The 24613-nt window shown below is 35.7% G+C and carries 30 protein-coding genes and 1 pseudogene; 9 read left to right on the plus strand and 22 right to left on the minus strand.

Annotation, left to right across the window (positions count from 1 at the left end):
- Positions 1-91: 91 nt before the first annotated feature.
- The gene (locus ACQKN4_RS17070; RefSeq protein WP_427484271.1) at positions 92-310 is read right to left on the minus strand and encodes a DUF5316 domain-containing protein; all 219 of its coding nucleotides are present in this window, start codon (positions 308-310) and stop codon (positions 92-94) included.
- A 204-nt stretch (positions 311-514) separates the two neighbouring features.
- Positions 515-1219 (minus strand): Type 1 glutamine amidotransferase-like domain-containing protein, encoded by a 705-nt coding sequence (locus tag ACQKN4_RS17075; RefSeq protein WP_427484272.1) that lies wholly within the window; start codon positions 1217-1219, stop codon positions 515-517.
- Between the two features lie 221 nt (positions 1220-1440).
- On the opposite strand from ACQKN4_RS17075, the gene ACQKN4_RS17080 reads away from it, so the two are divergent.
- From ACQKN4_RS17080 to ACQKN4_RS17095, 4 genes are all read left to right on the plus strand, one after another.
- A complete protein-coding gene (locus ACQKN4_RS17080) occupies positions 1441-1971 on the plus strand; it encodes a hypothetical protein (RefSeq protein ID WP_427484273.1) in 531 nt (176 codons plus the stop codon).
- A 17-nt stretch (positions 1972-1988) separates the two neighbouring features.
- Positions 1989-2321: a chaperone CsaA gene (gene csaA, locus ACQKN4_RS17085; RefSeq protein WP_427484274.1), complete on the plus strand. Its 333-nt coding sequence runs from the start codon at positions 1989-1991 to the stop codon at positions 2319-2321.
- Positions 2322-2810: 489 nt separating this feature from the next.
- The gene (locus ACQKN4_RS17090) at positions 2811-3239 is read left to right on the plus strand and encodes a GNAT family N-acetyltransferase (RefSeq protein WP_427484275.1); all 429 of its coding nucleotides are present in this window, start codon (positions 2811-2813) and stop codon (positions 3237-3239) included.
- 225 nt (positions 3240-3464) lie between these two features.
- Positions 3465-3686, plus strand: a complete 222-nt coding sequence (locus ACQKN4_RS17095) for a hypothetical protein (protein ID WP_079560955.1) — start codon at positions 3465-3467, stop codon at positions 3684-3686.
- A gap of 70 nt (positions 3687-3756) precedes the next feature.
- Here ACQKN4_RS17095 and ACQKN4_RS17100 read toward each other — a convergent pair whose 3' ends face one another.
- Both ACQKN4_RS17100 and ACQKN4_RS17105 read right to left on the minus strand, forming a co-directional pair.
- On the minus strand, positions 3757-4395 hold the full coding sequence (locus tag ACQKN4_RS17100) for an O-methyltransferase (RefSeq protein WP_427484276.1): 639 nt from the start codon (positions 4393-4395) through the stop codon (positions 3757-3759).
- Positions 4382-4729: a hypothetical protein gene (locus tag ACQKN4_RS17105; protein ID WP_427484340.1), complete on the minus strand. Its 348-nt coding sequence runs from the start codon at positions 4727-4729 to the stop codon at positions 4382-4384. The genes ACQKN4_RS17100 and ACQKN4_RS17105 overlap by 14 nt, the downstream gene beginning before the upstream one ends.
- A 322-nt stretch (positions 4730-5051) precedes the next feature.
- On the opposite strand from ACQKN4_RS17105, the gene ACQKN4_RS17110 reads away from it, so the two are divergent.
- Together ACQKN4_RS17110 and ACQKN4_RS17115 are read left to right on the plus strand one after the other, a co-directional pair.
- Positions 5052-5243, plus strand: a complete 192-nt coding sequence (locus ACQKN4_RS17110; protein WP_079560952.1) for a hypothetical protein — start codon at positions 5052-5054, stop codon at positions 5241-5243.
- An 18-nt stretch (positions 5244-5261) separates the two neighbouring features.
- On the plus strand, positions 5262-5633 hold the full coding sequence (locus ACQKN4_RS17115; protein WP_079560951.1) for a hypothetical protein: 372 nt from the start codon (positions 5262-5264) through the stop codon (positions 5631-5633).
- A gap of 328 nt (positions 5634-5961) precedes the next feature.
- Here the strand turns inward: ACQKN4_RS17115 and ACQKN4_RS17120 are convergent, their stop codons facing one another.
- From ACQKN4_RS17120 to ACQKN4_RS17185, 14 genes and pseudogenes are all read right to left on the minus strand, one after another.
- Positions 5962-6498, minus strand: a complete 537-nt coding sequence (locus ACQKN4_RS17120) for a S16 family serine protease (RefSeq protein ID WP_427484277.1) — start codon at positions 6496-6498, stop codon at positions 5962-5964.
- Positions 6499-6638: 140 nt separating this feature from the next.
- On the minus strand, positions 6639-6860 hold the full coding sequence (locus tag ACQKN4_RS17125; protein WP_427484278.1) for a hypothetical protein: 222 nt from the start codon (positions 6858-6860) through the stop codon (positions 6639-6641).
- A gap of 225 nt (positions 6861-7085) precedes the next feature.
- Complete coding sequence (locus ACQKN4_RS17130; RefSeq protein ID WP_427484341.1) at positions 7086-7706, minus strand: NAD(P)-dependent oxidoreductase; 621 nt, start codon at positions 7704-7706, stop codon at positions 7086-7088.
- Between the two features lie 59 nt (positions 7707-7765).
- Positions 7766-8176 carry a hypothetical protein gene (locus ACQKN4_RS17135; protein ID WP_427484279.1) on the minus strand — a complete coding sequence of 137 codons (411 nt, stop codon included), beginning with the start codon at positions 8174-8176 and terminating at the stop codon, positions 7766-7768.
- 173 nt (positions 8177-8349) lie between these two features.
- The gene (locus ACQKN4_RS17140) at positions 8350-8652 is read right to left on the minus strand and encodes a hypothetical protein (RefSeq protein ID WP_079560949.1); all 303 of its coding nucleotides are present in this window, start codon (positions 8650-8652) and stop codon (positions 8350-8352) included.
- A gap of 212 nt (positions 8653-8864) precedes the next feature.
- Entirely contained in the window at positions 8865-9065 is a 201-nt protein-coding gene (locus ACQKN4_RS17145) for a hypothetical protein (protein ID WP_079560948.1), read from the minus strand.
- A gap of 65 nt (positions 9066-9130) precedes the next feature.
- The gene (locus ACQKN4_RS17150; RefSeq protein ID WP_079560947.1) at positions 9131-9814 is read right to left on the minus strand and encodes a DUF1963 domain-containing protein; all 684 of its coding nucleotides are present in this window, start codon (positions 9812-9814) and stop codon (positions 9131-9133) included.
- On the minus strand, positions 9814-10380 hold the full coding sequence (locus ACQKN4_RS17155) for a DNA-3-methyladenine glycosylase I (protein ID WP_079560946.1): 567 nt from the start codon (positions 10378-10380) through the stop codon (positions 9814-9816). Before ACQKN4_RS17155 ends, ACQKN4_RS17150 begins: the two co-directional genes overlap by 1 nt.
- Before the next feature lie 25 nt (positions 10381-10405).
- Positions 10406-10939, minus strand: a pseudogene (locus ACQKN4_RS17160) (class I SAM-dependent methyltransferase).
- 280 nt (positions 10940-11219) lie between these two features.
- Positions 11220-11546 carry a cysteine hydrolase family protein gene (locus tag ACQKN4_RS17165; RefSeq protein WP_427484280.1) on the minus strand — a complete coding sequence of 109 codons (327 nt, stop codon included), beginning with the start codon at positions 11544-11546 and terminating at the stop codon, positions 11220-11222.
- A 262-nt stretch (positions 11547-11808) separates the two neighbouring features.
- Entirely contained in the window at positions 11809-12000 is a 192-nt protein-coding gene (locus ACQKN4_RS17170; RefSeq protein ID WP_079560942.1) for a hypothetical protein, read from the minus strand.
- Positions 12001-12471: 471 nt separating this feature from the next.
- On the minus strand, positions 12472-14112 hold the full coding sequence (locus ACQKN4_RS17175) for a right-handed parallel beta-helix repeat-containing protein (protein WP_427484281.1): 1641 nt from the start codon (positions 14110-14112) through the stop codon (positions 12472-12474).
- A gap of 290 nt (positions 14113-14402) precedes the next feature.
- Positions 14403-16085: a methyl-accepting chemotaxis protein gene (locus ACQKN4_RS17180; protein ID WP_079560940.1), complete on the minus strand. Its 1683-nt coding sequence runs from the start codon at positions 16083-16085 to the stop codon at positions 14403-14405.
- A 266-nt stretch (positions 16086-16351) separates the two neighbouring features.
- On the minus strand, positions 16352-16789 hold the full coding sequence (locus ACQKN4_RS17185; RefSeq protein ID WP_427484282.1) for a hypothetical protein: 438 nt from the start codon (positions 16787-16789) through the stop codon (positions 16352-16354).
- Between the two features lie 440 nt (positions 16790-17229).
- Here ACQKN4_RS17185 and ACQKN4_RS17190 point away from each other — a divergent pair, with 440 nt between their 5' ends.
- From ACQKN4_RS17190 to ACQKN4_RS17200, 3 genes are read left to right on the plus strand one after another with little or no spacing between them, the layout of a single operon-like run.
- On the plus strand, positions 17230-17790 hold the full coding sequence (locus ACQKN4_RS17190; RefSeq protein ID WP_079560938.1) for a sigma-70 family RNA polymerase sigma factor: 561 nt from the start codon (positions 17230-17232) through the stop codon (positions 17788-17790).
- Positions 17791-17842: 52 nt separating this feature from the next.
- Positions 17843-18571: an ABC transporter ATP-binding protein gene (locus ACQKN4_RS17195; protein WP_427484342.1), complete on the plus strand. Its 729-nt coding sequence runs from the start codon at positions 17843-17845 to the stop codon at positions 18569-18571.
- The gene (locus tag ACQKN4_RS17200) at positions 18571-21081 is read left to right on the plus strand and encodes an ABC transporter permease (RefSeq protein WP_427484283.1); all 2511 of its coding nucleotides are present in this window, start codon (positions 18571-18573) and stop codon (positions 21079-21081) included. The genes ACQKN4_RS17195 and ACQKN4_RS17200 overlap by 1 nt, the downstream gene beginning before the upstream one ends.
- A gap of 146 nt (positions 21082-21227) precedes the next feature.
- Here ACQKN4_RS17200 and ACQKN4_RS17205 read toward each other — a convergent pair whose 3' ends face one another.
- The 4 genes from ACQKN4_RS17205 to ACQKN4_RS17220 form a co-directional block, all read right to left on the minus strand.
- A complete protein-coding gene (locus ACQKN4_RS17205; protein WP_427484284.1) occupies positions 21228-21752 on the minus strand; it encodes a tubby C-terminal domain-like protein in 525 nt (174 codons plus the stop codon).
- Positions 21753-21839: 87 nt separating this feature from the next.
- Complete coding sequence (locus ACQKN4_RS17210) at positions 21840-22946, minus strand: DUF4179 domain-containing protein (RefSeq protein WP_427484285.1); 1107 nt, start codon at positions 22944-22946, stop codon at positions 21840-21842.
- A complete protein-coding gene (locus tag ACQKN4_RS17215) occupies positions 22930-23472 on the minus strand; it encodes a sigma-70 family RNA polymerase sigma factor (RefSeq protein ID WP_427484286.1) in 543 nt (180 codons plus the stop codon). The genes ACQKN4_RS17210 and ACQKN4_RS17215 overlap by 17 nt, the downstream gene beginning before the upstream one ends.
- A gap of 393 nt (positions 23473-23865) precedes the next feature.
- Positions 23866-24582: a toast rack family protein gene (locus tag ACQKN4_RS17220; protein ID WP_427484287.1), complete on the minus strand. Its 717-nt coding sequence runs from the start codon at positions 24580-24582 to the stop codon at positions 23866-23868.
- Positions 24583-24613 lie beyond the last annotated feature (31 nt).

Raw genomic sequence — 24613 nt, forward strand, 5'->3', positions numbered from 1 at the left:
GTCACTTTTGTCCGAGTGACCTTTTATTTTTGATTTACAACTTCATTAGAGGCTTTTTTCATATTACTAAAGGTTCCAAAAATCTTGATCATTAATTTAAATAATAAAATAAAACCGCAACAATAATATTTGGTAAAGCCATGTATAAGGAATTTATCGTGATTTTATGACGTTCGTCTCGATGTTCTGTAGTTTCGGTAGCAAAATTTGCCCTCATCCGATCCCCACTGGCCATGGAGCCTGAAAAAACCATTGAAATTACAATGAAAATACAGCCAACTATACCTGGAACTAAATACATTTTTTCCATTCCCCACAAAATCATCTATATGAAAACACCGCACAATGTTAAGAAAACACCGATTAATACATATTTCATTCAAATCCCCCCTCTTCTTATTTTACGTTTGATTACCCTATTTTGTTTCGAATAAAAATTTGAATTTCAGAAAAGTAAGAATAATATCTTCGAAAAATAGGCTTATTCTTTGAAATGATCTTTGAAAGTATTATACTATTTATCTAAATTTCCTAGATATTCTACATTTAACTCTTCCTCATTGATACCCTTATCCAACGAGACCTTATATGCTTTACCATTTGGTTTTGAACTAACGATTTTATGAATTTCTCGATCGATAAAATGAACGGCTACTCCATCATCAACGGCAATTCCAGATGAGAGTTTATTCGCTTTCACCAAATTATGATAAGCTGGTCTTCGATTGATTTCTCCATCATAATGAGGACAATTACTACCTGGAAGAAACCCTAAACATTTTATCGGCTCTAACTCTCCACCGAATGAATCTGTTATTCCTTCCTCAAACCAACAAATTGAGCCAGCACTAATACCTGTTAAAAGAATTCCCTCATGCCAAGCAGTTTTAAAAATGCTAGCTAACGACCATTCCTTCCATAAAGCTAAAAGATTTTTAGTATTTCCTCCCCCAACATAAATGATATCCTTTTCCATAATAAAACTTTCTAAATCTCGCGTAGGTGGAGAAAAAAGTGATAGGTGCGTCGGAATACATGGTTGTGAGTCAAAAAAAGAATAAAAACTTGCAATATAGTTTTCCGAGTCTCCGCTTGCAGTAGGGACAAAGCAAATTTTAGGATTAGCTTTGTTAGACTGCCGTAAAATATATGTATCTAATAAAGGATTTTGAGGCTCCATTGAAAAGCCTCCTCCTCCTAATGCAATAATTTGTTTCATTTCTTCCCACTTCCGCTCTGTTTAGTTTTTACTTAATTATACAACGCCACAAATATTTTAACCATTTTTTTACAATAAATTTATTTGTTGAGGCTAAAACTAATGCTTTAATTTTTGCCCTTTTAGCAGTATACAAAACTAATAACAATCCAAAATGTATGTAAATAACGCTGCACATTCCATGCCATAATGTTATATTATTTGGAAGGAGTGTGATTATTTTGATAATAAAGGTAAAGGAAGAGGATTTTGATTTCAATTGCTCCACTTTATGTGAAAGGTGCTTCGAGCCACTTATTAATAATTTTAAGGTAAGAATGTCCGACGAAGCGAATATCGGTGTGAAAGAACATTTTTATGAGGGACTCACAGAAGGCCAACGAGCATTATTTATGTTTAATGTTTATTATACTCATATTAGTGAATCTCTTATCGAATTTTATTGGTGGAGTGCTTATTTCATGGCTCAACCTAAAAGTTGGACAGCTATCAAAGCATGTTTTAAGTATTTTGATGATGAACCCTTTATTTTACTCCTTGAGAGAATAGAACAAGAACTAAAACGACATAATCACCCTATTACATTAGAGAATTTTTCTATTACTCGTGATGAATTAAATCATAACAAAGAGCTCCATGCATCATTTGAATTGCTTTATGTAATATTCGAAAATATTTATCCAACTACTATAGAAAAAATAAATAATTTCATCGAAAAGAATTTACAAGAATTTATACAAATTGAAAATTAAATAAAGGAGTATTTTTTATGGCCACTATAGAAGACTTTATGAATCTTGATATTAGAATTGGTACTGTGATCCAAGCTGAGGAACTCCCGAAAGCAAGGGTACCTGCCATTAAAATGAAAATTGATTTTGGGGAAGAAATCGGCATCAAGCAATCTTCTGCACAAATTACTAAACACTATACACCAGAAGGAATTATTCATAAGCAAGTAGTAGCAATCGTTAATTTTCCTCCACGTCGTGTAGCAGGTTTTAAATCTGAAGTTTTAGTAATTGGTGGCGTTCCGGTAGAAGGAGATGTGATTTTATTAACGCCTGACCAATCTGTACCAAACGGAACTAAAATTAGTTAAGTCTAGGATTTTGTGATAGTGGTATCCTATCAATTATGCCTCACCCAATTGCGTCCGGAATCAGCTTTGTGCTAAGCCGACACGATTTCGATAATGCCACAGGACGTGTCGCTTTTTGACTGAGTTCCTCTATTTCAACGGGTGTTTGGACATCTGCTGAAATAAGTTTAAAAATAAATCTAGCTTGCAGGCACAAAACTAACTTTAATTTCTTCTACATCATATAAATAGTAGTGTAAAGCTAATTTAGCCTTACACCTCCTGACTTGATACTAAGGGTCACTACTATTGTGGTGGCCCTTTTATATTTTTTGTTTCTCCTATTTCCATATGTTACAATTTTCGTTACATAAAATCATAAGAATAAACCCCATAATTTAGGAGGAGATTAAAAATGAAATTTTATATAGATTGGTGCTATATCGCTAAAATCTTCAAAAAAAAAAGAGAAAGGAGCGTGGTACTTGAAGAGAAAAAGGAGAGAACATTATGAAAAACAGACAAGCAACAACTAATGACTATGAAACTATTATAAATCTTTGGGATAGATCCGTTATCAAAACCCATGATTTTTTAAGTTTAAAAGATAAGGAAGACATTAAAAAGGAAATCCCTATGTATTTCCCACATCTTGATGTAAGACTTTGGTTTGTGGAAAATGAATTGATAGGTTTTTCAGGTACCAATCATCAGCATTTAGAAATGCTATTTTTAGAACCTGCTGAAATTGGAAAAGGCTATGGAAAACAAATAATACAACAACTTATTAGAGATTTTAATGTAAGGTCTGTTGATGTTAATAAAGACAATGAAAATGCAAAGATGTTTTATTTCAAAAATGGTTTCACAATTGTCAGTGAAGATCCAACAGATAGTTCAGGTCGCCCTTATCCTATAGTACATTTAAGATTGAATTAAATAAGAGAGGCCCCCCTCTGCTTTAAGCATACTATCAAATACGTTAATTTCATATTATACTGCAATCAAGCTTAAGTTTGATTGCAGTCTTTTTTTATTGAAACCCTAACTTATCGTGGCTCCCCTTTTTTATACACTATTGATAATATCCAAATTAAATCATGTATTTTCAATAAAACATTCCAATAAAATGTATATATACATAACACGAAAAGAGGAATGTGTATGGACACTGAAAAGAACTATAAATCCCTACTCATACTAATTGGTTGGTTAAACGCTTCGTTTGCACTTGTCTTTTTTCAATTGTTTTGTGGTATTATGGCCATTTGTATGGGCGTTGTTTTAAGAAGTGATTATCATGAGAAAAAGCATGGGCTTATTTTAATTATAGTTGGAATTATTACTGGGATTGCCGGGTGGATACTCAATTATTTATACTTGTAGACTAGTAAAATTATAAAACAATAAAAGCACTAACATGTAGTACGTCAGTGCCTTCGAAACAAAATGGTGCTTACTTCTTCACTTTTGAAAGTGTCATACCATCACCGATTGGAATAATAATCGACTCTAATTGAGGGTGGTTTGCTACTGCAATATTGAATTTCTTCATTAATTCCGTATAACGTTTTGGTTGGGCATTTGGGTCTGCCACACTTCCATTAGCAAGGACATTATCCGAAACGATAATCGCATCCGGTTTTGCTAACTTCACACAGTAATTTAAATAATTTTCATAATTATCCTTATCAGCATCGATGAAGAAAAAATCGAATCGCTCATTGCCCTGCTCTAGCTTTTCGAGGCTTTGCAATGCAGGTCCCGTCATATAGGTCACTTGTTCAGCAAAACCTGCTTTCGATAAATTACTGTAAGCTAACTGCGCGTATTTTTCCTCTAGTTCTAGCGAAGTTAATTTCCCATCACTGCCGAACCCTCTAGCAAGACAAATACCACTATAGCCCCCGAGAGCCCCTACTTCAAGAATGTTTTTAGCGCCAGTCATCGAGACAAGCATTGTTAAAAGTTTTCCAGAAGAAGCAGAGACAGAAATGGCGGGCATCCCGTTTTCTTCAATGGATGTAATAACCTCCTCTAAAATAGAGTCCTGCGTTTGAAACACTGAATCAATGTAAGTATTAATTGTTTTCATTTAGGTTATTCCCTTCTTCATCATGGTTTATAGATTTTTCATCCTGTTGATTGTCGGGTGTATCCAGCGTTTCACTTTCATGTATTTCAAATAATTGACTGAATTCATTGATGACCATATCAATGGCTTTTAATTCCCCCACTAATATTGGCTGAATCGATTGAAACTCTGGTTGCTCTAATTGTTGCTTAATCGTTGCACGCTTTAAATTCATCATCTCTAAAAAGGCAATAGCTCTTCCACGACGGAAAGTTTTAGGACCATGGTGATGAGAGCCATCTCTTCCTCTGTGACGTCCCCCTCGATGACGTCCCTCTTCTCTAAACTCCTTCATTTTTTCACTTCTCAAATTTATCCTCCTCTCTTTGTATACATTTGTATACAATCTCGACTACATTTAAAGTGTATACAAATGTATACAACATGTCAATTAACCTTCTCTATTCATTTCCCGTTTCCTAATTTCATACTTTAACAACAGAAACATTTAACGTTTTAAGGAATTATGTAATATGTACTTCCCTTTGTTCTTCCATTAAACTGTAAATAATAGCCATCACCATAAAACGGTAATTAATAGTTGTGTGACTTCTAGGAGTTAAGGATTCATTGGTATTGATGTAGAGAACTTCATGTTCAAAAGAAGGAGCGATAAAATGAAAAGGCCATTTTTAAAAATTGGTCTATTACTTGTTTTTGGCGTAGTGTTTTTAACTGGGGTGCAATCATATTTTAATCAACAGGAAATTAATTTGGCTAGTGAAAGGTGTCTAAAAGCAGGTGGAGAACCCATTGTAGAAAGAGATCTTCTTTCATTAAATTACACCATTGCATGCCATATCAAATAATTGTTCGTATGAGTAATTTTGAATAAAGTTGTGGATTTCCTCCGACTGAATGAAGTGGGTGATATATCGAAGAAGAAAGACTCTTTATTAATTGTAGTATTGTTTAGTTTATTTTTAGTTGCTTGTAATGAAACAGGCACAGAAGATACTTCTACTTCTGAAAAACCTGACGCAGCTGAAGCTTTAAGATTGAACAACCAAGCAGATATTTTTCAATGGGAAGGTAATATTTTTCAGACTGAAATAGAATGGATCGATGAACTTGAAATGAATGAAGATCAATATATTGGTGACATACAATTTAGTGCCACTAAAGCTGAGGATTTTAAAAATGGTACAGCTAACCATTTACCGATTGGCGCAAAGCAAAAGAACGTGATGATATTTTAATTGTGAAATATGACAATGTGGTAAAACATTATTTAGTTCTATCTGAGGGCTGATTTACTGGAAAGGAGATGAATCATGTTCATTCATGATACAGTTACCGATTTCACCGAAAACTATCTACCTACTATTGATCATTTAAAGAAATACCTTTTTAGGTCACCTTTCTATTATTAAAGGTGACCTTAATTCATAACTTGAAACCATAGAGTTCGTTGACGTTTAGTTTTCATTTCATAGATAATTAACGGAAAAATACGATATTTGTTTTTTTACTCATATAACCAGAAAAATAGTATTATTGCTTATTTAGAGTTATGATCGTTTCTCTTCATTTATTTTTACCATTCATCTCATTTATTAGTTGAACAGCTTCATCGATATGAGACACATGCAAAATTTTTACGTTGATTTTTTGCTCCTCTTGAATTTGTGCTGCCTCTTCTGCATTTTTAGTGGGAATAATCAGATAAGGTAAACCGTATTTTTCTGCGATTAGAATTTTTTCTTTTAGTACCTCTATCGGTAATACGTCACCGTTCTCGCTTATTGCGCCTGTCACTGCAATTGCTACGTTGTTTTGGAAATCGCCTCGCAAAATGAGTCCTGTTAGTGCTAGCCCCAAGCCAGCACTATTTCCACCAATATTATCCTGATTAATAAAATCATTAATATGTTCATCTTCTTTACCTAGATAATGAATCACGTTTTCTTTCATTTCATCTCCTTCATTTTTCTGAAGATGAAGCCACTTTAATATTTGTTTATTTTTGCTCGCGTATATTTCTAAATTCGTAATTTCAGCAACATCTAAAAAAGGAACTTGTTGTTTAATTAACAGATTTTCAACAGATTGAATGCTCTCCATATATTGAAAATCTACTCTCTCTACCCCTATTAAATAGATTTCAGTATCCCTGGCATGTAATGGCTCTTTGTATATGTATGCAACATGCGAAGTTCCTTCATAAAATATAAGTGGTAATTCGAAACAAAACAGCAAGAACATCATGGAAATTGCAAGCGTGATGTTTCTTTTATATATTTTTTTCTAAGTAAAATGCGAACAATTAATAAGATGATAAAATTAATCAATAGTATAGCAACAAAAGAAATTCCACCAATTACACCTTGAAGATACAATAATAAAAACACACCATAATAGAGAAAAATTAAAAAGATAGTCACAATATTAGGCAATCTTCTTTTTTGATTAGAAATATTTTTCACTCCTTATTGTCTTCCATACATCGCATTTCTAAGTGTACATATTCCAGAAACATCCTAAAAATCCTTCTTAATCGATTATCTTATATGTGCAATTGTTTTCAACAGATTTCAAGTTCATACCAAAAACATTACCTTAACAACAAAAAAGCGTTAATCCTACTTCGATTAACGCATATCCACACCTATTGACTTTTTAAAACTCTTTTTATCTACTTCTTACAATAATCAGTACGCAATACCTACACGTGATTTTACATATTCCTTACTCAGAATTTGTTGATAGGCAAACTCTGCCGTATCTGCTACAGATATTTCTCCCCCACCATCCGGTAAAAAGTCCTGTTCAATGCGATAGGTACCCGTGTATTCACCGTCTGGTAAGTATGTAGGACAGACGATTGTCCAATCAGTGTCTGATTTCTTCAATAACTGATAGACCTTATGGTGCTCCTCTGCTGCAAAGGTCGTTTTTCTTCTTGACTCACTCGATTGGTAACGTAATACACTAGGTGTCAGACGACTTTGTAGAATTCCCGCCGTTCCAATCGTTATAATTCTTTTTACATGCAGCTCTTCCATTGCTTCAAGAACTAGCGGCATACTTTTGGTTAATGTATGGGTGCCATCCGTGTTTAATGCACTGATCACAATATCAACATTCGCCATGACATTTTCGATATCTTGTTTTTCTAATACATTTCCTTGTACAATCTGTAAATTTTCATCATTTAGGTTTAGCTTATTCGGGGTACGAACTAAAGCTGTAACGCTATGTTCATCACGTAAAGCTAGGGAAACAATGTGGCTACCAACGCGTCCAGTGGCGCCTAAAACTAAAATTCTCAGAATAATCACCTCTTTTCTTGATTATAGCACACAATTTTTCTGTAACTTGTTAGAGGTCTTTAACCATTCTTACTTGTTGTTAATGAATTATCAATCAGTCTGACATTAACGATAAACAGCTGAAGATCATTTGTTTCCGCAATACTATTGACGATATGTTGGATTTCGCTTTCTGTACTCTTTTCTAATTTATCTAAATTATGTAATGGTATAGTGATTACTTGATTGTTTGGTGATTCAATTAAATAGCCAATCGTACTATCTGGATAATAGCCTGCTGCTCGTAACGCTACTATAATTTTTTTTGTAAAATTCGTATTTTGTAATTTTTCACCAACTTCTTCATTATAATTTGTATTGGGATATTTTTGAATGGGTCTTTCAATTGAAGGTTGATTATACTTAATCAAGGCAGCAGCTATTACGATCACGGAAAATAAAATAAAAAGACTTTTTATGAACCCTCTCATATATTGTCTCCATTTCACCTTTTTAATAGAATACGCTTCTCTTTTTAAATCATGAATTTATCCCATTTTCCTGTTATGCACAGCACTTATCGAAATGATATTTATCAATTTGCCAGGCTACCATTTAATTTACCTGGCAAATTTGTTGTAAAGGATAAAAATCACCTAAAAATTTATTTATTAACGATAACTTTCACAACTGGTTCTAGTTTTCCTACATATGCATCTCCTAGATAATCTACATCTATAACGATAACTTGTGGCACAAAACGTTGAATGCTTTCTAAAAGACGTGCAGTATTTCGTCTTATGGCAAGCTGGAAAGGTGGAAGAGTGTCTAGTCTAAAACCAAAATCTCTGTACAAAGGGCAAGAAATTACGAAAGTAGATAATATATACGCTACATTTTGTAATATTTCATCAACGCCAGAAGCATTAAAATCAAAATTGCTTTTGGCGGTTACTTGATGTGTCATCCTATCAACCTTTCTTCTACGATACATGGAAAGATGTTAGTAATCTTTCTGAATATGAGCTTTTCATCAAAAAAAGAGCACTTAGTTATTTATGCTAAATGCTCCAAAGTTATGAACGAGGTACACATTCGTTATTGTATGTATACAATGCAATGTATCGATAAACAATTGCACAGTGTCAGGTTCCGTATTTGCGCTTCTTTGATTGGATTCTATCTAAATATCGCGTAATAAATGACATATAGCCAGCTTAAACAACCATGTATGATGGCCCAAATGATCGAATGATTGACACTCCAAGAAATAGTAATCGCCAATACCGAGCCAAAACTAATACCACTCTTAATGACTGTTTTGTTTTCCATTTTTCTCACCTTCTTTACTTTTCTAACTTCTGAAGTATGTCTCCTCATCTTCATTCCTCCTCATCATGCCAGCACTGTAGCATTGCTGTTTGTACGTGAAAATAATTTTACCGCTAATAAAAATCGCAATGTACACGCCATTCATTTAACTCACGATTAAAAAAGAAATAGAAATTCCCATTATCGACGATATTAAAATACGCCTTTTCGTCTGAGGCAATTTGGAGTACAAACGGAAATTCCTCACCGTAATCACGACCACTTTGGCAAAAAGCTGGATAGCCACCAATTTTATGGACGGCGTATATTTCTTCAACGATATCATCGAAGTACTCAACATCCTCCTCGTGTTCTAGCCTCAAAATTTCATCCTCCACATCAGACGGAATCCCTCCCCCATCCCATGTCGGATAATCATTGATAATCCATTTCGGAATAAGTGGGAAAGCTCGAATTCGGTCATGCTGCCAATTTTGCTGGACTAAACCTTCTAGAGAAGTATATGCTCTTATTTCAAAAAAACAGCTAAGATCATCTTCTATCAGGTGATCAAATATTTCTTCATTCATAAATAACGTTAGCAGCTCAATATGTTGAAGCGATGTCGGTACATAAGGAAGCTCCTTTAAAAATAATGTAGCAAGTGGCTGAAACCCTTGTGGACACTCCTCTGCAGGCAATGACCATCCCACAAAGCCAATCCAACTTTCTAGCAGGTCATGTGTAGGTCTAATACCACCCGTTTCAAAGATCGTTGCTTGCCTTACTAATTGAGCCTTAATATCCTCAACTTTCATCAGTTATCACCTTCACTGCGACAAAAACAATCGACGACATGGTCATTTACCATTCCTGTTGCCTGCATAAATGAATAGCAAATCGTACTACCAACAAATTTAAAACCATCTTTTTTTAATTGCTTGCTCATACGTTCGCTAATTTCTGTTGTAGCAGGTACGTCTGCAATGGACGACCATTCATTGATAATCGGCTGATGGTCTACAAAGTCCCAAATATATTGAGAGAAGGAACCATACTGCTCCTGTATACGTAGAAAGGCTTGAGCATTCGTTACAACACTAGCAATTTTAAGCTTATTTCGTACAATGCGAGAATCCTGTCTAAGCTCCTGTAGCTTGTCCTCCGTATAGAGAATGATTTTCGATGCATCAAATTGGTCGAAAGCTGCCCGGTAGCCCTCTCTCTTTTGTAAAATCGTCCACCAGCTAAGACCCGCCTGTGCCCCTTCTAGACAGAGCATCTCAAATAAATGCTGATCATCATGGACAGGGATACCCCATTCCTTATCATGGTATTCAACATATAAAGGCTCATCTTGCTTGACCCATTCACATCTTTTCATTGATATATCCTCCATTTACTACGATTCATTTAATTCCTGTAATACAAAGCCAACCTTTTTGCGTGTTTTCTCGTATAGTAACAGTTTGAAACCCAACACTTTCAAACAACTGCTTGATTTCAGGCTTAGTTTTATAAGCTTTCATATGATAATTAATTTTATAGAGCTCCGAAATGATGATAAACTTCCCATCGTCATTCAACACTCTAAATACTTCCTTCACATCATTTGCTAAATCCGGCCAAAAATAATGCGTTTGGAACGCTGTAATCGTATCGAAAAACTTATCCTTGTGCGGAATGCTTGAAACACTTGCTTGCGTTACGATCACTTTTCCATTGGCCACATCCATTTGATTGGATTTCGTAGAATCTTTAACCGCCTACGCGGAAAAGTCTATACCATAGATTTTACCACTTGGATTCATTTTCGATAAGGATTGAAGTGTTTTTCCACCTCCACATCCAATATCTAGCACAATATCACCATCATTTACAGCTTCCTGTTTCATGAGCCAAGTATTCATACCGCTATGTGCCTTATTCATAATTCGTAACATCAATGAGCCTATGAATCCTCGTGGTTGTTTAGCTTGTTCGATTAATCGTTACAGCAAAATTTCTAGCTAGAGCCCCTTTCACCGTTGCTGTGACACAGCCTTCTATCAATTTCGCCTTGGCGTAATTGCGTCCGGATTTTGAATTGTGTACGCACAATTCACTCCTTTCAAAATCCGTGACATCCGCTGGAGGCTTTATCTTTATTTAGTAGGTGTTTGAACACCTACTGAATAAAGATAAAATCCCCGTTCCTATACATTCGTTTATTTCATTATTTTTTTAATAAGTTACTAAGCTGGGATTATTAAATGCATCCGCTTTATTTTTTGAAAAGTACATACCCTCAACTCTTAATAATCGTTCATCCAATTCAGCACCCTTACTTCCTTTTAAAGCTGTGAATTTTCTTAAAAGATTCGAAAGTACATGCGTTCGCTCAAACTCATTACTAATATAGATAACTGGAACATTTGATTTTTCAGCATCTTTTATTAGGCCATTTATGCTATTTAAAGTTGGCTCAATTTGATGCTTTGCTACAGGTATTCTCGCTTGGTCACTAAAGTAATCATTTTGAATATCAAGTATCATTAACGCTTGCTTCAAACTACTCCCCTCCCCGTTCTTTTCTATCTAATCTCTTTACGTTCTGAAAAATAAAAAAGTTTCAAATTTTACCATTCATAACGGAGATTAATGTTAAAAAAAATCACAAGTGCTTTTATGAAATAGCACTTGTGATTTTATTCATCTATAAGTAGGATAATATAATTGTATTAAAGGTTTATTATTTTTCACACAGCTTGTCATTCGATTACAAACTATATGGTTTATGTAAAAAAGATAGCTACTTATCCTACAACATTTTCTAATTTAAATATGTATTGTTAGCAATACTTCTTTCGCGCTCGTCCATTACTAAATGGATAATAAATGCAAGTTGTTGCTCGATTCGCAAATTGTTAAGATGCAGGATGTCCGCAATTGCATTTTTTTGTATCTCCTCTAATCCTGCCTTCTCAAGCATTAACATAATCTCTTCTTTTGTCAGCCCAAACATTCCTTTTCCACCTCTACTTCATCCAATTATTATTTTACAATCATTATTCATATTTCTAAAACAACGAACTAGTAAAGCATTCCATGAACTTTTTCCCCTGATTATAAGATAACATATACAAATTAAACAATCCAAAATCTACTTAAATATAATAAAATTTTAACCTCTGCAAAAAAACATTGTTATTTAATAATAATTTCAATACAATACCTAGATCGATACTTGTTATTCACTAATTCTATTATAAAAATAACAAGTGCTTTTGTCGAATTTTATAATTCGGCGCTACAGTGTAAAAAACATTATAAAGAAACCGTTTACATGCAAATATAAATGGCTCTGAACAATGAAGAAGTGTCTTTATACGTATCCATCATATTTAATTACCTCATTATTACAGTACTTTTACCCCAGAAAAAAAAGTAATTTCAAAATAATTGAAACTACTTATCCTACTTTTTTATTCGGTTACTATACTGTTTTATTAACATTATTCGTCGAGGTAATAATGTTAAGTTTTTGTAAATTTTCAACTTGTATTCGTAATCTTTCGTCCAGTATTTGCATGTCGGTTGCTTCTGCTTGATTTATTACACTGTGCTTTGTTTTAGTATTGGCTGCCAAATAAACTATTCTCGACGATGAATCACTCTTCCACAATGTCTTGTTCGTATACCCTTCGATAAATAATTGACTTTTCCCCTGTACAATAGAGGGAATTTTTACAGTGACTAGATCTGTATACACCATCTCAAGTAAAGATTGATTGGACACCGCTAAAAATGGACGATCTGCTTCATCAATCGTACAATGCTTAAAACGGCCCATTGACTGATCAGACCAAACGATTGCATACGGACCTTCATAACAATTTTTAAATTTACTATTTGCAATTTCAAAAATAGCATCAATACAAGTAATCGCATTCGCACGAATATGTTCAAAAGTACAATTATCAGTAAATAGCCGAGCATTGTTAATATAAATATGGTGACTTTCGAGCTCTCGAATTATGGTATTCTGGAGCGTAATCTTAGCGTGATCATTGCCATAAATACCACCTGCCTGCCCAATTTGTATTATACACTGATTGAGCATTAGCCCGCTGGCGTCAACAATCATTTGAAATTGCGGGTGTTCTTGGATATTACATTCTATCATCGATACATCTGCTTCATTAACAACCGTTACTCCCGTTGCCTCTCCTTTTTCTATTCTACATGTACGAAACTCCACTTTACTATTTTCAATTAACAACTGAGATTTCACATGCCGATGAATCTTACAATCGTACAATATCGCCTTTGATTTCTCGCCAAGAAAAAGGCCATTTCCCACTCCATCAGAAAAGATAGAATCCGTCACGAATAACTCACTTTGATGAACAACTAGATGCGTGTCTTGATGTTGCTTGATTTCACAGCCATCCATCGATAGCGTCGTGTTCTCAAAAACCTGGACCCCTATACTTTCCCCTTGGTGAATAAGCGTATTCATCATTGAAATTGAACTGGAGGCTGCAACAATTTGGGCCTTTTGATGTCCATGAATTTCACAATCCACCAACTCCATTTTCACATTTCGTATTGCATAAATGCCATTCGCTCGCCCTTCCAACAGCATGCAATTCGTCAAAGTGATTTCACTATTTTGCACCATAATTTGAGCCTTCTTATGATGCTGGATAGTCGTATCCACAAGAATAACACTCGAACCATTATCAATACGTAAGCCAACATGATTGATAGGACTCGCTAAAACATCAACATTTTTCATCATTAAACTTCCGAAGCTCACAGTTACTTGTGTTTGCACCATTTGCTGCTCAATGACACAGTTTTCTAGCTGTAAATCTCCCTTTACATAAATACCCTGCCCTTGCGTAAAACGCAAATTTCGCATATTCACAAGTGTTTGATAACGTATAAACACGCCACCTTTAATGATTACATTTCCTACTCCATACAATGTAAGCCTTTGGGAAATTTCAAAGCTTTCTTCATAAATCCCCTCCCGGATTTCAATAAAATCTCCCGGCTTTGCTTCTTGAATCGCCTGCCCAATGCTTTGGTATTTGTACATAATACCTCTCTTTACAACAAGTGTCGCCATCTCCACACTCCTTATCGAAGCTTATTCATGAACACATGAAATTAATTGTCGGTTTTATATTATTTATAGCCTCATTGAACTTCCTGTTATTCAATTTTTGGATAAATAATTTATGATCAACTTTTATTTATTGCGACAATACTATATTTGATAAAGGTATTTACTCTTAAATTTCACCCTTCTTCCTAAACCACATAATAAAATAAAACCAGCAATCACACGATTTTCTCGTCGATTGCTGGTTTAACCGATTTACATAATTCAATTGCTACAAAATACAATACATTTAATTACAATTTAAACTTCCTAACAAGGTCATTTAAATTTTCTGCCATACCCGCTAAATTGGCTGAACTATTTTTGATTTCGTCCATAGAGCTTGATGCTTGTTCGATTGTTGCTGAAGTTTCTTGGATGCCTGCAGCAGATTGTTCTGATACAGCGGCAATTTCGTCCACTGATTTATTAATCGTAACGGTATTTTGTACTACCTCTTCTAGCTTCGTCATCACGCCATCAATATTCGTTGACATGGCGTAAACGGCCTCTGCAATCTGGTTGAATGTTTCATTTGTAGTTGCGATTTGCGCCGTGCCTTTTTCGACCTCATGATAGCCAGTTTCTAGTGAGGATGTTACCGTGTTAGAATCTTGTTGGATTTTTTGAACAATGCCTGTTATATCATCTACGGAGACGGCTACTTGTTCTGCAAGTTTACGCACCTCGTCTGCAACGACCGCAAACCCTTTACCATGCTCCCCTGCGCGAGCCGCTTCGATTGCTGCATTTAGTGCTAGTAAATTCGTTTGTGCAGCAATATCCTGTATGACAGCTACGATTTTTGAAATTTCCTGTGTTTGTTTACTCAGTTCATCCACTTTATAAACAGAATCTTTCACAATATGATGAATGGAACTCATTTGTGCAGTTGAGGCGTCCATTAAACTTTGGCCCTCTTTTGTTAAGGCCATAACATGTTGGGAATATTGCTGAACATCTGTACTACTATTGTTGACATCTGTCACCTTTAAGGTGAATTCTGTCATTGTTGTCGCTACATCTGATGCATTGCTCGCCTGCACTTCTGTGCCACTTGCAATTTCAGTAACTGTATCAACAATTTGTTCCGTACCTGTTTTCACTTCTGTCGACGATTGCATAAGCTCTTCACTATGCGCAGCTACGTCATTAGAAACGGTTTGAATTTGCTTTAATAATCGATTCAAAATATCGGACATCTTATTAGTCGCTTCTGTAAGCAGTCCTACCTCATCTTTGGATTTCACAACAAGTGCAGGCTCACTTAAGTCACCTTCAGTAATTCGTTGCATACGATTTGTCACAGCGATGATTGGTCTAGAAATCAGTCGAGCACTTAACAATGCAATCAGGATAGAAACGATAACAATCATAACACCAACGATGATACCAATCAGCTGCTTAGTGTTTCCTGCACTGATAATGTCTGCGCCAGTCGCATTAATCGATTGCTTACGATGCTCGGCTAATCCTTCATAGCCTTCACGTATTTCCGTCACTTTTTCATTCATAGAAGCTAAATTTTTCGTTGCTAGTTCCTTCTGACCTCGATCATAAACATCAAATACCTCTTTTTCAACATAGCTATTCCATTCCTTCGCCATTTCCGCAATTTTGCCGAAATCTCCTGACTTTGTAATTTCTAAACGCTTTTGTTCGTTCTCAACAGCATGCTTTACAGTATCTTCAAAAATCTTCTTATACTTTTCTTCGCCAGAAAGTACATACCCTCTAGCTGCAGCAATTCTGAGCGAAATCGTTTGAGCTTGTTCATAATCTGCAATTAGTAATTGCAATTCTTCATCAACGATTTCTTCCGTCGCGCTGTTGCTTTGTTTTATTGCATAGTAATTGTAGCCAATGTATAAAACGACGATTGCTATAACAATGCTGAAGGAAAAAACAATTCTTTTACTAATAGACTTAAAATTCATTTCAAATTCTCCTTATTTTCCAATGCAAATATGTGCTTTATCATAATTTGAATACCAATAGTAATCTACCACTTTAAAGACGAACTTGGATGAATCAGGAATTTTTTATATATTAATTGAAATAACTAGTTAATTTTTATGTAATTTATAGCAGATTATAGAATTGAAAAATAAAGCAGATGGACTACTAGAACGATAAAAGTAGTACTTTTAACACACATAAAAAGAACAGCATTAAAAATCAAGCTGTTCCTTCTAATAAAAAATTAATCCCAACAGTTAAAAATAACATCCCCTATAGTTTTGCTGTCAAAGTGTGAAATATAGTTCCATTCCACCTCAGATAAACTGTGCAAATCCTTATCTTGCGTCAATAATGTGTTTAATGTATCAGCTGTTAGGCATTTACGCATCGGAAAATATTTGTGTAAGTGAGTTTTTGTTAAAAATTGAAAGCTTAGCTCTTCATCAAACTTAGCAAATGCAATATAAGGCATCAGCCTATGATGGAGAATGGTCAAACGCTCATCCTCCAGTTGAATCACCGCTTGCATATAAACAACATGAGGCTGATCGATAAATTGCACAGCTTTTGCTCGTTGTTCGCTTGTCACTAAATGATAAACCATCGACTGGAAAGTACGCATATCTTGTTCGATTAGATGATCTGCATCAAAACCAGAAATCCCTTTCGTTAATCGCAACGAATCACCCCTTTATGATTGTGTATATATGACCTTCTAGTAAAGGTAGGTAGATTCCTTCTATATCTATCTATTTTCTTGTTGCTAAACAGAGCAGATCGAAAATACGCATCTTATGTACAGCAATTTTTATCACCTTGTACCTTTATCTAAAATGCTTCTAGCTAGTTATTTTTCGTTTTTCTTTTTAAAACTCCATCCCTTCCACCTATTAATGGTATTATAGCGAAATTAGAACAAAACCAAAATTTAGGGAATCGTTGATTAAAACTTATGCTATGTATATAAGTGATCTTCGTTCAAGACTTGGAGATTAGCATTAGAGGAATGGAAATCAACCCTAAGTTATGGTGATAATCCACTAAATTTCCAATAAAATAAAAAAACTTGAATCGAAATGATGATTTGCCAAGTCTAATAGTCGGAAGGAGGCGATTTTCATTACTACAAAGCAACAATCTTTAGTACAGTTAGCACAAAACGGAGATGAGCAAGCTTTCTATCAACTCATTGAACAAGAGCAACATAAGCTATATCGAATGGCTTATGTTTATGTCCAAAATGAAAATGACGCCGTAGAAGTTTTTCAACAGACCATTATCCGTGCGTATGAGGGCCTACCTCAATTAAAGGATCCTCAATATTTTTCTACCTGGCTAACGCGCATTATTATTAATTGCTGTAAAACCTATCTTGCCAAGAAAAACTCTGTACAACTTGTCGAACCACATACATTAGAAGATCTCAATAGTACATCACCTACATATATCGAAGAAGAACTAGATTTATGGCATGCACTCTGCAAGCTAGAGGAAAAATATAAAACGGTTTTACTATTACGCTTTTATCAAGACTACTCGGTAAAGGATATTGCTGTGATTTTACAATGTCCTGAGGGCACAGTGAAAACTCATATTCGCCGAGGTTTACAAGCTTTACGACAACAATTAAAGGGGGCATATATAGATGAATGGGTTCAATCCGTTGAAAGGAGTTATTAATACGATTCCAATCCCTGAAGGACGTTTAACCGAAGTGTTACGTATTGAGGGAATGTCAAAAATCTTTCAACAAAAGCATCATACGGTTAATGCATTGAAAAATATCCATTGTACGATTTATCAAGGTGAAATGGTGGCCATTATGGGGACAAGCGGTTCTGGTAAAAGTACACTACTAAATATGATTAGTGCCATCGATGAACCGACTGAAGGTGCATTATTCTTATTTGGACAGGAAGCGCATGATATTTATAAAGAGCCAAAAGCATCGAAATTCCGTAAAGAGAATATCGGCTTTATCTTTCAATCATTCCATCTGTTGAAGGATTTATCAGTTGAAGATAATATTGCGCTCCCCCTTATCCTTAATGATGTGCCAAGTAAAGAGATTAAAGTGCGTGTACAGCAAATAATGGAAAAGCTCAATATTGCCGCATGGGCAAAGCATCGACCTAATGAGCTTTCTGGTGGTCAAAAGCAACGAGTAGCTATAGCACGCGCCATTATTGCAAATCCGCCAATTTTATTGGCCGATGAACCGACTGGTGCATTAGATGTGAATACGACAGATGAAATTTTAGGGCTGTTAGTAAACTTGCAAAACAATATGAATCAAACTATTTTACTCGTGACACATGACCCTTATGTCGCTACTTATGCAAACCGTGTATTATTTTTCCATGATGGTGCCATTGTGGATTCCTATCAAAATAAGCAAACAGCAGAGGATTTAGATTGCATTTTATCAAAGTTCAAGCTGATTACTAGAGGTGATGTGTAATGTTTACGATGCGTACCATTGCTCTGAAGCTATTTCGTGCAGCGTGGGCCAATGTATTAACGAGTATAAGTATTATTACCATTTCTATTTGCCTTGTCATGACAATGAGTGTTTACATATGGAATGCTAATAGTCAAATGAAGGAAGAAATACAAGCATTATATGGCGAAATGGATTTGCTGGCCGGTTATAATCCTGATCAGCATAAGCTGTTAACTTCACAGCTTATCGAAAATTTCGAATCAATGCCTGGAATAACAAAAGTTTCTAGTGTGTCATTAGCTCATACAAATATTGAAAATGAAAAAAACACATCATTTTATACTGTTGGTGTTGAAAACGATGACTTAGTGAAAAGCCGCTATCATTTTAATGTGAATCTTGAACCGGAAGATGTTGTGATTACCGAAAATATGGCCCGTCTCTTCCACAAGGATGTCGGAGATACATTAAACGTTACGTTCAATAAAACAGTCGGAAACTCCACTGAAGCAGAAACAGGTACCTTTACGATCCAAGAAATCCTTCCACCTCTAAAAGGCACAGATAGTCCTAATTTAATCCTGATTCAAAATGATGTGTTGAAAACGTGGATGGATAATAGTGATGCACAAACTGCAGGGATGTTTGCCCTCATTAAAACGGAAAACGACAATATTACAACCGCAGTTGGTGCGGATTTGAAACAGTTAGATGACACATTACGTGTCGATATCATGAGCGACTACGATGAAATTAAGAAAAATTTACAAGCATTAATAATTTTTATAATTGTATTGTCATTCTTTATCTTACTTATTTCTAGTGTCTTACTACTATCAACGTTCCAGCTATTATTTTACAAAATTAAAGAACAGCTTATGGTATTACGTGCACTTGGCGCATCCACTAAGCAAGTAAGACGCATAGTACAATTGCAATTATCTAGCATCATTGGCTTTGGCGTATTGCTAGGGATATCTGTCAGTTTATTAGTGATAAAAAGTTGGCTACCACAGCTAATTACCCTGATGAAAATGCCAGACGCAAAAACTGACTTACCGATGATCTTTGTTATCGTGATTGCAGTTGCCAGTTTTTTATTGCTGCAACTAATCACACAATGGCAAGTTCATAAAAGCGCTAGTCTATTACCTTTACAAATCGCCATAGAAAATGAAAATTTAAGTTTACGCTGGACAAAATGGAAAACGATTGTTGTGGGCATCGTTGCATTCATATCCCTATTCTTATTTGCGAATGCTTATCAAGTAGGGACAAGTAATGGCAAAGGGGCACTCATGATTTTAATCGGCACATTACTCGTCTGTGGGATTTTACTTTATATCATGCCGTATCTCTTTACAGTACTATTCAAAATTTCCTTGAAGCCCGTTCGTGCTGTACTTGGCAAAGAAGCATACTTAGCGTGTCAGCAGCTCATGCCACAGGTGCGAAAAAATATGCCCATTGTGCTTAGTATTGTTGGATTAATGGTCATTTTAATATTCGGTAGCTCTTTATTTAAAACGAATCAGCAAAACTCATATCGATATATAAACTCTCAATATGAAACATCTATTAAAATTGATAATGAATTAGAAGATCCAACTATTACACCAGCTTTGATTAAAGAAATTGAGGCATTGCCTAGCGTGTCCTATGCCTATGAACGAAGTAACGCACCTTATATAGTGCTTGAAGGTGACAATGGCTGGGAAGGTAGTAATTTCGAGGCCATTGATGTTGAAAAATACGTCCAATTAGAAAAGCTTGATGCTTTTGAAGGAGATTTAAAAAATGGGGTGATCATTACAGAACGACTTGCCAAAAAACATCAATTAGCTGTTGGTGATCATATAATGGCAGGGACATTTAATGAAACACTTCAACAGGAAGCGCCAATTGGTGAATTAATAGTCGTTGATATAGCCCTTGATTCTTATAAAGAATATATAGATTTATTTGTCGATTGGTCCTCTTTTATAGTATCAGATTCAACTAAAATTACAGACATCATGGTGGAAGCAGATGATACAGAGCAGGCATTAGCAGACCTTGCTTTCTTACAGGAGCGCTGGCCTGCGTTAAAAATTACTGATAAAGAGACATTTATCGAGCAAAACGATGAAATGATCTTCCAGCGCTGGAGCCTTTTTGTTGGCGTCTTCGTTATTTTAATTACCGCTACTTGCCTTGGCGTATTGCAAACATTGCTTCACTCCATTTATTCTAAACGTGGCGATTATGCGATTCAACGACTAATTGGTCTTTCCCCGAGCGGATTAGTCAAGCTGATTTTAACGCAAGTGTTATCATTTGTGTTATACGGGCTAGTAGTTGGAACAATTCTTGGATTAGCGTTAACGAGAATGTTGAGCTTTATTGACGAAGGAGCTCCGACGTACTATGACTTCTTCACATTAAGTGTGACGAGCATCGTTTTTTTAGCCGCGACGCTCATTGTCTTTACGCTGCAAGGATACTGGATTAGTCGGAAGAAATTAGCAAATGAAATGATTGATATTTGAATGACAACAGACCCTCTAAAATAGTAGAGGGTCTGTTGTCATTTATCGCATTATATTTTTGTTGTATCGCCTAACTTTTTAGATTTATCGCCCAACTATTTCAGTTTATCGGACGCTTTTTCAAATTTATCGACATCTGCCAACAATTACGCTCCTACAAACAACACGGCCTGTCCAATCGCAATAAAAAAGGCTTCATGCTGTATAGGGCTGTTATCTTCTATTTGCAGCGTAATCTCAAAATGTGTCTCACAAAAAACTGCCTGCCAACGAGCAATCGGTTGATCATCAAGAGTAAATACTGACCAATCCTCCATTTCCTTGTTCAGTTTTATTTGTTGAGCTCCATCCGTGATGATTAAATCAGGAATCATTATTTGCCAGCCATCATAGGCAACCATATAATCTTTGCCTGTAACAAAATCCTTCCCTCGAAAATGCACTCGCCCACGTCGCGACATCTTCTTACATGTAAAAATAGCCTGACCAGCGACATCGCTCACATCAAAACGTACAAAATAACGAAAGTCCATCGTGCGGTCAAACGCCTTTTTCAATCCGTTTGAATAAACACGTTGCACAGTAGACGATACTTCCCCCGCTTCATTAACGATTGCTACTAACTCTGTTGATTCGATTGCCGCTGGTTGCTTGTATGTAAAAATCTTCAATATATTCGCTCCTTCATTACACTTGCTCCCTATAACCTAACATAAAATAAACGCCAAATACAAAGGTTGTATTTGGCGCTTGACTGTTTATTTAGTTTGCTTTGGTACTTCTACGGTAAATGGTTGGAACTTCACTTCTTTTAGTGATGACGGATCAAATGGTATTTCAGTTTCTACACCATCCTTATCAATTTCAACACCACCTCCGCCTGAAGGAAGTGATAAATAAGGGGTAATCGTTAATTTTTGAACACCGTCTGAAATCGGGTCAAAGGACTTGGTGCTACTAAAGTTCCATACTCCATTATCGAAATGACCTTCTCCCCCACCTGAATGCGATGTAATTTCCTTGCCATTCTGATCGGTAATACGGAATTCTATAAACGATGCGCCTACTTGAGCATTATTAATTGTTCCCTTTTCGGTAGCTTTATAGTCAAGGGCTATACCTGATGGGCTGAATGAAATTTTAGACACATCTAGTTGAATGTCCTCTGCTTGTTGCTGATGATTAATCGGAACATAAATAATATCCGCAATCTTTTTGACAGGAACTGTGAATTCAAATTTTTCCCCCTCTTCCCCTTCTAGCATTAAGCCCATTTCAAATGAATCCGGCATGTCATCCTTTACTTCAAATCTTGCGATGCCTGTACGGACGGTTGAACTTAAAGCTTTTTCACCATAGCCACCAGAAGTCACTTCTGGGTTTTCTCCATTTATAGTAAAGTCTGGTCCTGCTCCGAAGTAATAATCAATTAATTTCTTTTCAGAATCAATTGTAAGTCCGACCGTAATATTCGACGCGTCATAAAGGACTTCATCTATTGTTACGGATATACCGTTAATTGTATGTTTTTCTCCAATAGAGCTTGTTAACCCTTGTTCATTTGCCTGTTCTAGCCCAAGGAAGCCAGAGTTACTGAATACCGACCCGACGATTGGTAGCTGTGATAATGTACTTGCGAATGTTGGTGATACATAAGCGGCTGAACCTACCATAATACAAAATGCTGCTGCCGCACTTGCTACATATAATAACGGTTTACGTATACTTCTTCTTTTCATTTGAATAGGGGCTTGACTCATATTTATTTGCTCCTCTGCTTGTTGGATTCCTTTTGTAATCGCTGATCGTACCTCATCTCTTGGGAATTCTGGAGGGGTACCGTTTTCATTAAATAGCTTTTTCATTCAACGTTGCACTCCTTTCTAATTCTCGCTTTAACTGTTTTTTTCCACGATGCAAATACGTTTTAATAGTGCTAACTGGCTTTTCCATTACTTCTGCTATCTCTTTAATCGGTAAATCGTGATAATAAAATAAAATGATGGCCATTTGCTGAGAATGATTTAATTGCTGTATGGATTCCGATAAATCGATTGGATTCGCAATAACATTTTCTTGCTCCTGCAAACGATTTAATAATTCACTTTCTTCATAGGGGATGATTTTATTCCCTTTTTTTAGTAATCGGTAGCACTCATGTATTAAAATTCGAAACAGCCATGTAGAAAAAAATTCTGGATGCTTTAGCTGATGAACGGTTAGAAAGGCTTTACACGCTGCTTCTTGAATCGCATCCAAAGCATCCTCTTTTTGACCAACATAAGAAAGCGCAGTATAAAATAATTTTTCTTCCTCTAGAATAAGTAGTTGCTCAAACGCTTCCTTATTCCTTGCAATAGCCTGTTTGACGATCGATAAGTCATGTTCCACGCTGTTCCCTCCTTTCAATACTTAGAGTCAATATCTCTATGAAAAGGTTTCACTTTGATAAAATTCTTTTTATAAATAAAATAAGTGACTCCGGGCGGGCGCCGTCACTTCGGTTCTTCTATCGTGCATTTTATTCGTTCTATCCACGATTTTACCTCTTCTATCCACGACTTTGACTGTTCTATCCACTAGTGATCGCTCTATCCACGACTTTGATTGTTCTATCCACGACTTTGCCTCTTCTATCCACGATTTTGATCGCTCTATCCACGACTTTGACTGTTCTAACCACGACTTTGCCCTTACATCTCGCTCTTTTATCTTACTATCCGTCCCTATGTATCTACGAAAAAAATAGACTACTTCATATAAAGTAGCCTACTAAAATTTTCTTTATTTATCCAATTTAAAAGTAATGTCGCCAACTCCGATTTCCGAGTTGACCTCTATTTTTACATCTGCTTTATCATACGCTTCGTTTACATAAACCCCTTTGCCTTTTGAAATGAAACCTTCTATATTTGAACTGCCGATGCCAGCTTCCGTAGTAAGCTTTACCCCAACTTTTGATGGTAATATGACAGTAGTGTCCCCAACACCTGTTTCAATATCCGCTTCGAAGCTTTTTTTCCAATCGCCTCCTAAATTCACATCAAGATCGCCTACGCCTGTTTCAATATTTAATTTTTCCAGCTGCAACCCTTGTAAATCTAGCTCTGCATCCGACGCGCCCGTTTCGATTGAGAGATCCATTGGAATATCATCATTCAGTTCGATATCCCATATATTTTTTATTTTCCCTAAACGCACGTTTGTAGAATCTTTATGTTCAATCGTTACTTTTCCTGTCTGGCCGCGTAAATCATATTTTACTTTTGGTGCAAATTTATCAATATTGTATTGAGCATTACCTTCAACCCAATCCTTGGCACCCTTTTTAACTGTTATTTCTCCAATACCAAGTTGTAATTCAACATCCAACTTTTCTGCTTTATCCTTTTCAACTAGGATCGTTTCATCTTTGGTTTTACCCGGTATGACTGAGTTACACCCCGATAACGCAATTATTGAGGCGCTTATAACCAAACCAAGTCCCATAAATTTTTTCAATGTAATTTCCTCCTACTATATAATATTCCAA

Origin of the sequence: Lysinibacillus sp. NPDC093692, assembly GCF_050280125.1 — a bacterium.
GTDB lineage: Bacteria > Bacillota > Bacilli > Bacillales_A > Planococcaceae > Lysinibacillus.

Excerpts from the sequence above, each read along its gene's own strand:
- ACQKN4_RS17070 (WP_427484271.1), bottom strand. The coding sequence starts at position 310 with ATGGAAAAAATGTATTTAGTTCCAGGTATAGTTGGCTGTATTTTCATT.
- ACQKN4_RS17075 (WP_427484272.1), bottom strand. The coding sequence starts at position 1,219 with ATGAAACAAATTATTGCATTAGGAGGAGGAGGCTTTTCAATGGAGCCT.
- csaA (WP_427484274.1), top strand. The coding sequence starts at position 1,989 with ATGGCCACTATAGAAGACTTTATGAATCTTGATATTAGAATTGGTACT.
- ACQKN4_RS17090 (WP_427484275.1), top strand. The coding sequence starts at position 2,811 with ATGAAAAACAGACAAGCAACAACTAATGACTATGAAACTATTATAAAT.
- ACQKN4_RS17095 (WP_079560955.1), top strand. The coding sequence starts at position 3,465 with ATGGACACTGAAAAGAACTATAAATCCCTACTCATACTAATTGGTTGG.
- ACQKN4_RS17100 (WP_427484276.1), bottom strand. The coding sequence starts at position 4,395 with ATGAAAACAATTAATACTTACATTGATTCAGTGTTTCAAACGCAGGAC.
- ACQKN4_RS17105 (WP_427484340.1), bottom strand. The coding sequence starts at position 4,729 with ATGAAGGAGTTTAGAGAAGAGGGACGTCATCGAGGGGGACGTCACAGA.
- ACQKN4_RS17110 (WP_079560952.1), top strand. The coding sequence starts at position 5,052 with ATGAAAAGGCCATTTTTAAAAATTGGTCTATTACTTGTTTTTGGCGTA.
- ACQKN4_RS17120 (WP_427484277.1), bottom strand. The coding sequence starts at position 6,498 with ATGGAGAGCATTCAATCTGTTGAAAATCTGTTAATTAAACAACAAGTT.
- ACQKN4_RS17135 (WP_427484279.1), bottom strand. The coding sequence starts at position 8,176 with ATGAGAGGGTTCATAAAAAGTCTTTTTATTTTATTTTCCGTGATCGTA.
- ACQKN4_RS17140 (WP_079560949.1), bottom strand. The coding sequence starts at position 8,652 with ATGACACATCAAGTAACCGCCAAAAGCAATTTTGATTTTAATGCTTCT.
- ACQKN4_RS17145 (WP_079560948.1), bottom strand. The coding sequence starts at position 9,065 with ATGAGGAGACATACTTCAGAAGTTAGAAAAGTAAAGAAGGTGAGAAAA.
- ACQKN4_RS17150 (WP_079560947.1), bottom strand. The coding sequence starts at position 9,814 with ATGAAAGTTGAGGATATTAAGGCTCAATTAGTAAGGCAAGCAACGATC.
- ACQKN4_RS17155 (WP_079560946.1), bottom strand. The coding sequence starts at position 10,380 with ATGAAAAGATGTGAATGGGTCAAGCAAGATGAGCCTTTATATGTTGAA.
- ACQKN4_RS17170 (WP_079560942.1), bottom strand. The coding sequence starts at position 12,000 with ATGTTTGGGCTGACAAAAGAAGAGATTATGTTAATGCTTGAGAAGGCA.
- ACQKN4_RS17175 (WP_427484281.1), bottom strand. The coding sequence starts at position 14,112 with ATGGCGACACTTGTTGTAAAGAGAGGTATTATGTACAAATACCAAAGC.
- ACQKN4_RS17180 (WP_079560940.1), bottom strand. The coding sequence starts at position 16,085 with ATGAATTTTAAGTCTATTAGTAAAAGAATTGTTTTTTCCTTCAGCATT.
- ACQKN4_RS17195 (WP_427484342.1), top strand. The coding sequence starts at position 17,843 with ATGTCAAAAATCTTTCAACAAAAGCATCATACGGTTAATGCATTGAAA.
- ACQKN4_RS17200 (WP_427484283.1), top strand. The coding sequence starts at position 18,571 with ATGTTTACGATGCGTACCATTGCTCTGAAGCTATTTCGTGCAGCGTGG.
- ACQKN4_RS17210 (WP_427484285.1), bottom strand. The coding sequence starts at position 22,946 with ATGAAAAAGCTATTTAATGAAAACGGTACCCCTCCAGAATTCCCAAGA.